At 67.3% G+C, this 10,970-nt stretch carries 10 protein-coding genes and 1 pseudogene; 7 read left to right on the plus strand and 4 right to left on the minus strand.

Annotated features, from left to right (window positions below):
- Positions 1–1,498: pseudogene (locus R1101_RS26230) on the plus strand (3-ketosteroid-delta-1-dehydrogenase); the annotation flags it as partial.
- On the opposite strand, the gene R1101_RS0109045 reads toward R1101_RS26230, so the two are convergent.
- Positions 1,483–2,274, minus strand: a complete 792-nt coding sequence (locus tag R1101_RS0109045) for an FAD-binding oxidoreductase (protein ID WP_016933119.1) — start codon at positions 2,272–2,274, stop codon at positions 1,483–1,485. The pseudogene R1101_RS26230 and the gene R1101_RS0109045 overlap by 16 nt on opposite strands.
- Positions 2,275–2,527: 253 nt before the next feature.
- On the opposite strand from R1101_RS0109045, the gene R1101_RS0109050 reads away from it, so the two are divergent.
- Positions 2,528–4,081, plus strand: a complete 1,554-nt coding sequence (locus R1101_RS0109050; RefSeq protein ID WP_016933120.1) for an AMP-binding protein — start codon at positions 2,528–2,530, stop codon at positions 4,079–4,081.
- 120 nt (positions 4,082–4,201) lie between these two features.
- On the opposite strand, the gene R1101_RS0109055 is transcribed toward R1101_RS0109050, so the two are convergent.
- Entirely contained in the window at positions 4,202–4,669 is a 468-nt protein-coding gene (locus R1101_RS0109055; RefSeq protein ID WP_016933121.1) for an NUDIX domain-containing protein, read from the minus strand.
- Between the two features lie 200 nt (positions 4,670–4,869).
- Here R1101_RS0109055 and R1101_RS31500 point away from each other — a divergent pair, with 200 nt between their 5' ends.
- Together R1101_RS31500 and R1101_RS0109065 are read left to right on the plus strand one after the other, a co-directional pair.
- Entirely contained in the window at positions 4,870–5,235 is a 366-nt protein-coding gene (locus R1101_RS31500; protein WP_442969881.1) for a GNAT family N-acetyltransferase, read from the plus strand.
- A gap of 198 nt (positions 5,236–5,433) precedes the next feature.
- Positions 5,434–5,901, plus strand: a complete 468-nt coding sequence (locus R1101_RS0109065; RefSeq protein ID WP_232284711.1) for a hypothetical protein — start codon at positions 5,434–5,436, stop codon at positions 5,899–5,901.
- 185 nt (positions 5,902–6,086) lie between these two features.
- On the opposite strand, the gene R1101_RS0109070 is transcribed toward R1101_RS0109065, so the two are convergent.
- On the minus strand, positions 6,087–6,611 hold the full coding sequence (locus tag R1101_RS0109070; protein ID WP_232284712.1) for an AMIN-like domain-containing (lipo)protein: 525 nt from the start codon (positions 6,609–6,611) through the stop codon (positions 6,087–6,089).
- Between the two features lie 324 nt (positions 6,612–6,935).
- On the opposite strand from R1101_RS0109070, the gene R1101_RS30935 reads away from it, so the two are divergent.
- Complete coding sequence (locus R1101_RS30935) at positions 6,936–7,187, plus strand: hypothetical protein (RefSeq protein ID WP_016933126.1); 252 nt, start codon at positions 6,936–6,938, stop codon at positions 7,185–7,187.
- A 51-nt stretch (positions 7,188–7,238) separates the two neighbouring features.
- Positions 7,239–7,805: a hypothetical protein gene (locus R1101_RS0109080; RefSeq protein ID WP_016933127.1), complete on the plus strand. Its 567-nt coding sequence runs from the start codon at positions 7,239–7,241 to the stop codon at positions 7,803–7,805.
- Between the two features lie 61 nt (positions 7,806–7,866).
- Here R1101_RS0109080 and R1101_RS0109085 read toward each other — a convergent pair whose 3' ends face one another.
- Positions 7,867–9,027 (minus strand): FAD-binding oxidoreductase, encoded by a 1,161-nt coding sequence (locus tag R1101_RS0109085; RefSeq protein WP_016933128.1) that lies wholly within the window; start codon positions 9,025–9,027, stop codon positions 7,867–7,869.
- Between the two features lie 268 nt (positions 9,028–9,295).
- Here R1101_RS0109085 and R1101_RS0109090 point away from each other — a divergent pair.
- On the plus strand, positions 9,296–10,970 hold a 1,675-nt coding region (locus R1101_RS0109090; RefSeq protein WP_016933129.1), incomplete at its 3' end, for an ATP-dependent Clp protease ATP-binding subunit.

The following is a 10,970-nucleotide window of genomic DNA, read 5'->3' on the forward strand; positions in this document are numbered from 1 at the left end:
GGAGTCCGGGGCTCGTGGGAGACACCGTCGAGCGTGGTCACACCTACGTTCGGTCGGTCGTCGACGGTACGCCCCCGTCGAGCGGGGCGAAGCCTTCGTCGACTACGGAACCGAGACGGTCGAGATGCTCCGTCGCGCCACTCCCATGAAGCTGTTCTGGGCCGAGGGCTACTCCGATTACCACCCCGAACTTCCGGGTGGCTCGGCGGTGGGCCGCAGCTGTGAGTGCCGGCCGTTCGACCTGTCGGTGCTCGGAGAGGAACGGTCGCGACTGCGTCCGGGACTCATGGAGGCGAGCCTGCCGATGCCCACCACGGGCGCCGACTACAAGTGGATGAACCTCATGCTGCGCGTGCCGCACAAGGGTTTCCCGCGCATCTTCAAGCGGCTGGCACAGGGCGTCGCCGGACTCGCCGTCAAGCGTGAATACGTCGCCGGTGGACAGGCCATCGCCGCGGGCCTGTTCGCGGGTGTGTTGAAGGCGGGGGTGCCGGTGTGGACCGAGACCTCGCTGGTGCGTCTGGTCACCGAGGGTGACCGGGTGACCGGTGCGGTCGTGGCGCAGAACGGGCGGGAGGTCACCGTGACCGCGCGTCGCGGTGTGGTGCTCGCTGCGGGCGGTTTCGATCACGACATGGCGATGCGTCGCAAGTACCAGTCCGAGAGCCTGCTCGATCACGAGAGTCTCGGTGCGGAGACCAACACGGGCGACGCGATCAAGGCGGCCCAGGAGGTCGGCGCCGATCTCGACCTCATGGATCAGGCATGGTGGTTCCCCGCCGTTGCACCGACCCGCCCGGGTAGGCCGCCGATGGTCATGCTCGCCGAGCGTTCCCTGCCCGGTTCCTTCATCGTCGATCAGACCGGACGACGGTTCGCGAACGAGTCGTCGGACTACATGTCCTTCGGACAGCTGGTGCTCGAACGCGAACGTACCGGTGATCCGGTCGAGTCGATGTGGATCGTGTTCGACCAGAAGTACCGCAACAGCTATGTCTTCGCGGCCGGGGTGTTCCCGCGTCAGCCGCTCCCGGAAGCCTGGTACAAGGCGGGCATCGCCCACCGCGCATCCACGGCCGAAGAGCTCGCCGCATCGATGGGGGTGCCGGTGGAGACCTTCGCGGCGACCTTCGGCAAGTTCAACGACGACGCCGCAGCCGGAACGGATTCCGAGTTCGGGCGTGGACGCAGCGCCTACGACCGTTACTACGGCGACCCCACGGTCCAGCCGAATCCGAACCTGCGTCCCCTGACCCACGGGCCGCTCTACGCGGTGAAGATGACCTTGAGCGATCTCGGTACCTGCGGTGGCCTGCGCGCCGACGAGCGGGCGCGGGTTCTCCGGGAGGACGGCAGCCCGATCACCGGTCTCTACGCGATCGGCAACACCGCGGCCAACGCGTTCGGGCACAGCTATCCCGGCGCGGGTGCCACGATCGGACAGGGCCTGGTGTTCGGGTACATCGCTGCCCGCGACGCCGCTCAGTACGGGTCGTAGCGGATGTTCTCGGCCGGGGTGCCCGTCTCGATCAGCCGCTGAGCGGTGGTGCGCACCATGGCTGCCGGACCGCACACGAGCACCTGGTGGTCGCCGAACGCGCCGTAGGACGTGACGACCTCGTCGATACTGCCCTCGAGCAGTTCGTCGGGGTCGGGTCCGAACTCGTCGATGCGCGGCGCGATGCGCTCGAACCAGGGGTCGGGGACGTCGGGGATCTCGAGGGTCTCCACGACCGGCACCACCGTCAGCCACGGCAGCGCCTCCGACAGGAGGGTGAGCATGTCGGCGGCGTACAGGTCGCACGGGTTGCGGGCGCCCGTGAACAGGAAGGTGCGGGGCGGTTCCGGTCGGCGCGCCGCGTCGAGGATCAACGAGCGCAGCGGCGCGAGGCCCGTTCCGCCGGCCACCATGATGACGATGCGCCCGGTGTCGTCGATGTGGAGGTCGCCGCCGCGGCCCGCGCCGATCTGCCATACGTCGCCCGGTCGGGTGTCGGCGACGATCGCCCCGCTCACCCAGCCGCCCGGAACGGTGCGCACGTGGAACTCGAGTTTGCCGTCCAACGAGGGCGGCAGGGCGGGGGAGAGGCGACGCGGCAGCGTGGGGCGCTGCGGCACAGCGACGTCGACGTACTGGCCGGGGCGGAAGTCGACGATGGCGTCGTCGCATTCGAGGCGGACGACGGCGAGGTCGTGCCGGAGACGATGATGTTCGACGACGGTTGCGGTGACTGCCGTCTCGGTCTTGCTCGGTGACGACGTGGCCGACTGCATGCGCGATCCCCCGGGTGGTGTGCTGTGGCAACGAATCGGCGTCGTCGCCGAGGTGAGCGTCCGAATCGGGCGTCGTCGCCGGATGTGCCCAAGACTCTAGGCGAGAAATCACCGAAAAGGCAGGGTGGAACGTGTTTCAGTTTTAGGCTCGGAGCGGTTATCGTGACCATCGGCAGGTGATGGTCACCACAACGGGGAACGCCGACCGGTGACGTCACACAACGGACCGTCACAGCACACCGGAAGGACGACCATGCCCGAGGAGTACGCCGACCTCTACCGTCCCGCATTCACGCCCGATCTCCTCATCACCGCGCTCGATCGCAGCGCCGACCGCCCCGCCCTGCACCTCGGTGACGTCGTCCTCACCGGAGCCGAGATGCGCGCCGCCATCAGCCGGTTCCAGCAGGCGCTCGCATCGGTGGAGGTCGGGCAGGGATCGGCCGTGGCGATGCTGTCCAAGAACCGGCCCGAGGTGCTCATCTCGATGGGCGCCACGATGGTCGCCGGCTGCCGCAACACCGCGCTGAACCCCATGGGGTCGCTCTCCGACCACCTGTACATCTCGACCGACGCGGGGATCGAGACCCTGATCTTCGACCCCGGCCACTTCGAGGAGCGCGCTGCCGAGCTGCGCGAGCAGGTGCCGACCCTGAAGAACTTGTTCTCTCTCGGCCCGTCCTCGGTCGGAACCGACATTCTCGCCCTGTCGGAGCAGTTCACCGAGCAGCGGCTCGTGTCCGCGCCCGTCGACATCGAGGACACCTCGTCCATCGTCTACACCGGCGGCACCACCGGGAAGCCGAAGGGCGTGATGGGCTCGTTCCGTTCGGGCGCGGCCCTCAATCAGATCCAGATGGCCGAGTGGCAGTGGCCCGAGCAGCCCCGCTTCCTCGTGTGCACCCCACTCTCGCACGCCGGTGCGGCGTTCTTCGTCCCCACACTCCTGCGCGGTGGCTGCCTCTACGTGCTGCCCCACTTCGACCCCGCGCTCGTGCTCGAAACGATCGAGAAGCACCGCATCAACGCGACCATGCTCGTGCCGACGATGATCTACATGCTGCTAGACCACCCGGATGTCGACAGCCGCGACCTGTCGAGTCTCGAGACCTTGTTCTACGGCGCGTCGGCCATGTCGCCGTCCCGCCTGCGCGAGGGGATCGAGCGGCTCGGTCCTGTCTTCTTCCAGTTCTACGGGCAGTCCGAATGCGGCATGACGATCTCGGTGCTGCGCAAGGAAGAGCACCTGGCCGACGATCCGGGGCGCCTCGCGTCGTGCGGCCGGCCCGTGCCGTGGCTCGACGTCCGTCTGCTCGACGACGACCTGAACGAGGTGCCGCAGGGCGAACTCGGCGAGATCTGCGTGCGCGGTCCGCTGGTGATGAAGGGCTATCTGAACAAGCCGGAAGAGACCGCCGACGCGCTGCGAGGCGGATGGCTGCACACCGGCGACGTCGCGCGCGCCGACAAGAACGGCTTCATGACGATCGTCGATCGCAAGAAGGACATGATCGTCACCGGCGGGTTCAATGTCTTCCCCCGCGAGATCGAGGACGTCATCTCGTCGCACCCGGCGGTCGCGTCCGTGGCCGTCGTCGGTGTGCCCGACGCCAAGTGGGGCGAGGCCGTCAAAGCATGCGTCGTGTTGCGCGAGGGGCAGTCGGTACCGGCCGAGGAGCTGGTCGAGAAGGTGCGTGCCGCAAAGGGTTCGGTGCACGCGCCCAAGTCGGTCGATTTCCTCGACTCGCTGCCGCTGACACCGCTGGGCAAGCTCGACAAGAAGACGCTGCGGGCGTCCTACCGCTGACCGTCTCCACTGCGCTGTGCAGTGAGCAGTTCTACGAACTGCGACGAACGAGGTCACGAACTCGAAGGGTCGCGTGACCTCGTTTTCATAGGGGGCATCGATGAGAAGATGTCTCAGGCGTCACTCCAGAGTCCGGGTTCGCTCACAGAGCGACATCTCCTCGAGCATCGTGCCCAGGAGTCCCCCGAGACCCGCAGCCAGCACGTGCGCCTCTGCTATCGGAAGCCACCAGCAGTCCCACACCACGACCGGCCCACCAGTCGCAGGATCCGACTCTCCGGCCGACCATCGCTCGGTGACATCAGCACCCGGCATCGCCATCCGAAAGTAGTGCCGCACTGCAACTTCGTCCCGCACGGGCCGCAAGTCGTATCTCTGTAGCCCTACCGGCCGCACCACGTGCCCACGTCTGCCGGTCTCCTCGAACAGCTCGCGAACGGCGGCCTGTTCGGGGGACTCGCCGAGCTTGATAGTGCCGGCGGGAACCTGCACGCCCGTCACCGTCAGCGGGACATCGCGGTGCGTGAACACCAGCATGTGGTCGTCGTGCACGACGTAGCAGACGGCCTTGTGGACTTCGCGGGGCATCTCGTCACTCTACGAACGGTGCTCGGGACTGATCGCCTGGCCTACAGAGCGCTCTGGACATTCGCCGCATGTGCGCGGATCGAAGACGGCAATCGGCGTGCCACACTGTTGACGTGCTGACGCCGGCCCGTGCCGCTACCGTGGACGATCTCCCGTCGTGGATGCAACTCGCCGCGGAAGTCGAACCACTGTTCGGGCCGATGCCCGATTTCGAGGCTCGTGTGCGACGCGCAATCGAACGCCGCACAGCATTGGTCATCGCCACCGGAAACACTGTCGCCGGCGCCGCGCTACTGAGCCGCCCGAACCAGCCCCACCACATTCATTGGCTGGCGGTACTCAGTTCTCAGCGCCGTCGAGGTGTCGGTCATGCGCTCATCGCTGCCATCGTCGACAGATGGCCGACCGAGACTATCGAAGTAGTCACCTTCACCGCCGACACTGCCGGAGGAGCCCCGGCCCGCCGACTCTACGAAAGTCATGGATTCACCTGTGTCGGGGCGAGTGATCCTGCTCCCGACGGTAGTCCGAGGGACCTCTACATATTGCGGCGCGACAGCACGTAGCGGATCGCTGCGACCGGTTGCTTCCTCCTCGAAGGTGAATAAGGTGTACCGGTGATTGTCGCCGTGGAAGGCCCCAGTGCCGCAGGGAAGACCACCTGGTGCCGCGCCACCGGCCGACCCTTTGTCGCCGAATACAGTCCGACCGGGTGGGAACCGGACGGCTCCGACCCGAAGGGACAGGCACGGTACTGGTCCAGGGTGAACACACAGCGTTGGACACAGGCACTGGTGTTGGAAGAGACCACCGACCTCGCGATATGCGACAGCGATCCGCTGAAACTGCACTACAGCTGGTGCCTGGCCGCCGTGGGCGCGGAACCGATCAGCCGCTTCGAGCACGAGTTCGCAGCGGTCCGGGAGATGTTCCTCGATCGTCGTCTCGGATTCGCCGATATGGTGCTGCTGTCGATTCCCGATCCTCAGCGCCTGATGGCGCAACGTAACGGTGACCCGACTCGTCGGCGACGGCACTTCGACCTGCATGCCCGGCTGTCCGACCCGCTCGCCGAATGGTACGCAGCCGTCGAGCGACTCGACCCAGGCCGCGTCCTTCACAGTTTCCCGGAGAACCTCGATGTTGTGACACAGGTACCGCCCCGTCCGGACCGCTCCGACGTGCACCTGCTCGATCGCTTACTCGATGAACTCCCGTTACTGACGCGCTGAACGCCCTGCGTCGTTGCCTCGATGCTTGTGGAAACGCTCTGTAGTTCGCTGCGAAACGCTCTGGAACGGGAAGACGGAACCGCCCGTGACCAGGTTTCGTGAACTGCACACAGTCCGGTTTCCTGCAACAGGTCTCGGCGGCCGTCCGCGGTCGCCGAGAGTTGCTGCCCCACTTGTTCTCTGTCTCACCACTGGTGCGCGACGTCCAGCACCACCCGTGAACCGCTGCCGGGGCCGTCGAGGGTGAACACCCGGAACGGCAGCCGGGCGCGCACCCCGACTCCGAGGGTGGTCTGGCCTTCGAAACTGTTGGCCCATGCCACCTGCCGCAGGGTGCGGTAGCCGGCGACATCGACCACTTCGCGCCGGTCGGCCGGCACGTAGTAGGCGGGAGCGAGGATCACCACCTGGAGATAGGCGCCTCCGCGCAGCGGCACCTCGAATCCGGAACCGTCCTCGTAGACGGTGGGGACGTAGCCGACGCGGTAGCCCGCGGCCGGCCCGGCGAGGTCGACGACGATCCGGTCGAAACACTCGTGCCGTCCCGATCGCACGGCGGTGAACGGTGAGGTGACCATCGTCGGGTTCGATGTGTCGAGCGAACCCCAGGTGATGCCGCAATAGGGCGTTGCGGCGGACGCGGTCGGGCCGATCAGTCCGATCCCCGCGATGGCGAGGACCATCGCGAGCCACACGTGAATCCTGCTCATGTCCGTTCCTCTGTGTGTGGCTGATGATGGGGCATCGCACAAAGTGTGATCCGCGTTACATCACGCTTCTGTGTTCCGCTGCCGCAGGCGCTCGTCGTGGGACGTATCCTCCCGTGCACCGGACACCGGCACCGCGAGAGTGTCGAGCATCGACGCGGGTGTCGCGACCGCCCGTCACACTTTTCGTCCACGGGATTCGGGGGATCACGAAAGGCGCTCGCGCGCAAGTACGTCTGGAACCGAAGCGCCGCGACGAAGCGAAGCCGAGGCCGGAAGGGGGAGTGGACGTCTTCCTCACCGAGCGCGGCGCTGCTCCTGCTCGCCGTGGTGATCCTCGGCGCGGTCGGTGCAGCGCGCGAGAACATGGCGCTGTGCACGATGGCGTTCTTCGCGGGTCTGGGGTCTCCCGCTCTCGGACTCGGAGTCCGGTACATCCGTCAGGGCCGGCTGGGACTCGAAGCCCCGGCCGACGCCTCCGTGCTGGTCGTCGCAGACGCCCATCCGAACTTCGTGCGCGCCGTCGAGGACGGACGTGCGGGGGGCCTTCCTGCCTCCGCGCAACCGTATGAGCACTGATCGTCGCAGGCGGTCTTTCACTGCCGGGGGCGTGCTGACATACTCCCTCGCATGGTGAACGGGGACGCCCAGCGGGTCGAGGTGCGGTTGGCGGTCGAGTATCCGGGTTCCGGGGCGACGAACACGCTCGGAGACGGTTCGATACGACCGGTCGATCCCATTCCGCCGATCTGCCCGCGGCACGGCGAACCCGAGACCGGTCGTGTCCGGGTGACGGTCGCGGCCGATGCGTCGGAGCCCCGCGGGGGGTCGAGCCGGATCGGCTCGGCACTCGAAGCCGCCTACGCCGTGCAGGTCGCCGCGGTCGATTGGCCGGTGTGTGCCCGGTGCGTCGCCGTCCGTACGCGCTGGCAGATCGCCGCCGCCGCGACATGCACGGTCCTCGGTGTCATCTTCCTCGCACTGGTGTTCGCTCTCGTGCAGGGCGCCCCGAAGATCTACGGCCTGGCGCTGCTCAGCGTCTTCGGCCTGTCGTTCCTGCCGATCTACGTCGCTCTGCGGGTGCTCGAACCGAAACGGGCGACCCTGGGAATGTCGGTGGCGGAGGACGGTTCGGAACTCGTCGTGTCGCAGGCGCATCCGGAATTCGCGCGGGCGGTCGCGGCGCAGCGGATGTAGCCGCCGAGTTCGGTGTCCCCGGTGCGGAACATCCTCGCAGCACGGAAACTGCGCACGCGGATCAGAGCGGGTCGAAGCTGATGTTCTGACGCGGGGTGCCCGCCGCCGACAGCGCGTACAGCGTGGTCCGGATCATCGACGGCGACCCGGCGATCTGGATCTGACGATCGGCCCACGTACCGAACTGCCCGGCGACCCTACCGAGCTTCCCGTACACCGGCCGGTTGAGGCCGGTGGGGGGTTCCTTCACGGGAGCCGGGTGCCACCAAGGGTTTTCCTTCTCCTCGAGCACGGGCACGATGGTCAGCCACGGGTTGGTCATGGCGATCTGCCACAGGGTCTCGAGGTCGTACAGGTCGCACGGGTACTTGCCGCCGTAGAACAGATGGACGCGCGGGTTGTCGCCGCGCATCGCCATCTCCATGATCTGCGCGCGCATGGGTGCGAGACCGGTGCCGGAGGCGATCATCAGCACGTCCTGGCCGCTCTCGCGGTCGACGTGCAGGCCGCCGAGCGGCGGGCCGATCGTCCACCGGTCGCCCACGGCGGTCTCGCCGACGAGCGCGGGGCTCACCCATCCGGTGGAGACCCGTCGCACATGGAATTCGATCTGCCCGTGCGGGTTCGGTGGAATGGCCGCGGACAGGTACCGCCACATGTGCGGACGCTGCGGGATCTGCACGCTCATGTACTGCCCGGCGTGATAGGGAATGGGGCCGTCGGTCTCGAGGCGGATGATCGCCAGGTCGGGGAGTACGCGTTCGTGGCCGACGACGGTGGCGCCCCACGAGGCGGGCAGGTCGTCGGTGGCGGCGGCGGTCGCCATGGTCTCGACGAGCCGGTCGATCACCTCGGCCCACGTCCGTTCGAGCGCCGCGGTCCACAGGATCAGGGGGGTGCATTCGCGGATGGCGACGAGCAGGGCGCTGCCGGCGACGCGGTAGTGCACGGGTTCGACGCCGTACTTGCGGTGGTCGCGGGCGAGCTGTGCCAGGAAATTGTCGACGGTGTCGGGTTCGTGGAGACGTCCGACGACCCAGCCGACCGCGGTCGAGAACCGGCGGCGCATGCTCTCCATCCCGGCGGGGAACAGTTCGCGGATGCCGGTGGACTCGGCCCACATGGCCGTGTAGAACGCCGTCGCGAAGCGTTCGGCCCCGGTGGGGGTGGCGATGATCGATGCGAAGCTGAGCTGAACCCGGGCGATGGCGAAAGCCTCCACGCCATCCTCCCTGTATCGGTGCTGCGCGAACGCCGCCACTGTAGTCGTTCGGAGGCCACCGGGCCACTGACCACCAGGTTCGTCGCATCCCGCGAACCGGTTGTGACGAGTGTCACTGAACTCAGGAAAGTTGAGTGGAACAAACTCAACTTATGATCGGTTGGACAGTTCGACACCGCCGAGACCTGTCCACGAGAGGGGATCGGCTGCAGAATCGACATGGGGCACTCGCGGCGCGTGGGTGCACCGAGAAAGAAAGGGGCGCGCAGTGGATTCGTTCAATCCGACGACCAAGACCCAGGCCGCACTCACCGCTGCACTTCAGTCGGCGTCCGCTGCGGGCAACCCGGAGATCCGTCCGGCCCACCTGCTCGTGGCGCTGCTCGACCAGGCCGACGGCATCGCCGGCCCGCTGCTCGAAGCGGTGGGCGTCGACCCCGCCGCGGTCCGCAGGGAAGCCGAGGACCTCGTCCGCCGTCTTCCGCAGACCAGCGGAGCCACCACCACACCACAACTCGGCCGTGAAGCGATCGCGGCCATGACGACGGCGCAGAAACTCGCCACCGAACTCACCGACGAATTCGTCTCCACCGAGCACGTGCTCGTCGGTCTCGCGAGCGGCGACTCGGACGTCGCGAAACTCCTCGCCGGGCACGGCGCGACGCCGACCGCCCTTCGTGACGCGTTCACTACCGTCCGGGGCAACCGCCGCGTGACCAGCGCCGATCCCGAGGCCAGCTACCAGGCGCTCGAAAAGTACTCCACCGATCTGACCGCGCGGGCGCGCGAAGGCAAGCTCGATCCGGTCATCGGCCGCGACAACGAGATCCGTCGCGTCGTGCAGGTGCTGTCGCGGCGTACCAAGAACAACCCGGTTCTCATCGGTGAACCGGGCGTCGGCAAGACGGCGATCGTCGAGGGCCTTGCGCAGCGCGTGGTCGCCGGCGACGTCCCCGAGTCGCTGCGTGGCAAGACCGTCATCTCCCTCGATCTCGGCTCGATGGTCGCGGGCGCGAAGTACCGCGGCGAGTTCGAGGAACGGCTCAAGGCCGTGCTCGACGAGATCAAGGAATCCGCCGGGCAGATCATCACGTTCATCGACGAGCTGCACACCATCGTCGGTGCCGGCGCGACCGGCGAGTCGGCGATGGACGCCGGCAACATGATCAAGCCGATGCTCGCTCGCGGTGAGCTGCGGCTCGTCGGTGCCACGACTCTCGACGAGTACCGCAAGTACATCGAGAAGGACGCTGCCCTCGAACGTCGCTTCCAGCAGGTCCTCGTCGGGGAGCCGAGCGTCGAGGACACCGTCGGCATCCTGCGCGGACTCAAGGAGCGCTACGAGGTGCACCACGGGGTGCGGATCACCGACTCCGCGCTGGTCGCCGCGGCCACCCTGTCCGACCGCTACATCACGTCGCGGTTCCTGCCCGACAAGGCCATCGACCTCGTCGACGAGGCGGCGTCGCGTCTGCGCATGGAGATCGACTCGCGTCCCGAGGAGATCGACACCGTCGAACGCATCGTCCGGCGTCTCGAGATCGAGGAGATGGCGCTGGAGAAGGAGACCGACGAGGCATCGAAGGACCGCCTCGACAAGCTCCGTTCCGAACTCGCCGACGAACGCGAGAAGCTCAGCCAGCTCACCACGCGCTGGCAGAACGAGAAAACCGCGATCGACTCCGTCCGGGAGATCAAGGAACAGCTCGAAGCTCTGCGCGGGGAGGAGGAACGCGCCGAACGCGACGGTGATCTCGGCAAGGTCGCCGAACTCCGCTACGGCCGCATCCCCGAACTGCAGAAGAGGCTCGATGCTGCCGCCGAGGCGACCGGTGCGTCGGCCGACGGCGACGTGATGCTCAAGGAGGAAGTCGGGCCCGACGACGTCGCCGATGTCGTCGCCGCATGGACGGGCATCCCCGCCGGTCGCATGCTCGAGGGCG

The sequence above is a fragment of the Rhodococcus sp. R1101 genome (genome assembly GCF_000278445.1).
Taxonomy (GTDB): domain Bacteria; phylum Actinomycetota; class Actinomycetes; order Mycobacteriales; family Mycobacteriaceae; genus Rhodococcus; species Rhodococcus gordoniae.